The organism is Streptomyces olindensis (assembly GCF_040645895.1).
GTDB classification, from domain to species: domain Bacteria; phylum Actinomycetota; class Actinomycetes; order Streptomycetales; family Streptomycetaceae; genus Streptomyces; species Streptomyces olindensis.
Map to the genome: position 1 here is coordinate 1 of NZ_JBEYZD010000164.1, position 1,340 is coordinate 1,340.

Consider the following 1,340-nt stretch of genomic DNA (forward strand, 5'->3'; position numbering starts at 1 on the left):
ATGACCCTGGTCGGCGGCCCGCGCGTCATCTTCCTCGACGAGCCCACCACCGGCCTGGACCCCCGCTCCCGCCACACCATGTGGCAGATCATCCGCGAGCTGGTCACCGGCGGGGTGACCGTCTTCCTCACCACCCAGTACCTGGAGGAAGCCGACCAGCTCGCCGACCGCATCGCCGTCCTGCACGACGGCAGGATCGCCGCCGAGGGCACCGCCGAGGAGCTCAAGCGGATCGTCCCCGGCGGACACGTCCGGCTCCGCTTCACCGACCCCGCCGTCTACCGGACCGCCGCCACCACCCTGCGCGAAGCCACCCGCGACGACGACGCCCTCGCCCTGCACCTCCCCAGCGACGGCAGCCAGCGCGAACTGCGCTCCCTCCTCGACTGGCTCGACGCCGCCGGCATCGAAGCCGACGAACTCACCCTGCACACCCCCGACCTCGACGACGTCTTCTTCGCCCTGACGGAGGCCGCCCGATGAGCACGCCCCCGGCACCCGCCCGCCCGGCCCGGTTCTCCCTCGCCGTGCGCGACTCCTCCACCATGCTGCGCCGCAACCTGCTGCACGCCCGGCGCTACCCGTCCATGACGCTGCAACTGCTGCTCACGCCGGTCATGCTGTTGCTGCTGTTCGTCTACATCTTCGGCGACACCATGAGCGCGGGGATGGGCAGCGGGGAGGGCCGTTCCGCGTACCTCGCGTATCTCGTCCCGGGTGTCCTGATGCTGACCATCGGCGGCACGACGATCGGCACGGCGGTGTCCGTCGCCATGGATATGACCGAGGGGATCATCGCCCGCTTCCGCACGATGGCGATCCATCGCCCCTCGGTGCTCGTCGGGCACGTCGTCGGCAGTGTGCTGCAGTGCCTGCTGAGCGTGGTCCTCGTCGGCGCCGTGGCCGTGGCCATCGGCTTCCGGTCCGTCGACGCCACCATCGTGGAGTGGCTGGCGGCGTTCGGGCTGCTGGCGCTGGTCTCCCTGGCGCTCACCTGGATCGCGGTCGGCATGGGCCTGTCCAGCCCGAACGCCGAGGCGGCCAGCAACAACGCGATGCCGCTGATGGTCCTGCCGCTGCTGTCCAGCGCGTTCGTCCCGGTCGACGCGATGCCGGGCTGGTTCCGGCCGATCGCCGAGTACCAGCCCTTCACCCCGGCCATCGAAACCCTGCGGGGCCTGCTGCTCGGCACCGGGATCGGCCACAACGGATGGCTGGCGGTGGCCTGGTGCGTGGGGCTGGCCGTGCTCGGCTACTTCTGGTCGACCTCCAAGTTCGCCGCCGACCCGAAGTAGGGCCCGGACAGCGCGTGGACCCCCGGTCACCGACCGGGGGCGGAG

General features: G+C 71.3%; 2 protein-coding genes. Both read left to right on the forward strand.

The genetic code is table 11. The annotated features are described in order from the left end of the window. Positions 1 to 483, forward strand: a 483-nt coding sequence (locus ABZ948_RS40880) for a DrrA family ABC transporter ATP-binding protein (RefSeq protein ID WP_359768198.1), incomplete at its 5' end; no start/stop codon positions are given. After that, on the forward strand, positions 480 to 1,295 hold the full coding sequence (locus ABZ948_RS40885) for an ABC transporter permease (RefSeq protein ID WP_359768199.1): 816 nt from the start codon (positions 480 to 482) through the stop codon (positions 1,293 to 1,295). The genes ABZ948_RS40880 and ABZ948_RS40885, both read left to right, overlap by 4 nt. Positions 1,296 to 1,340 lie beyond the last annotated feature (45 nt).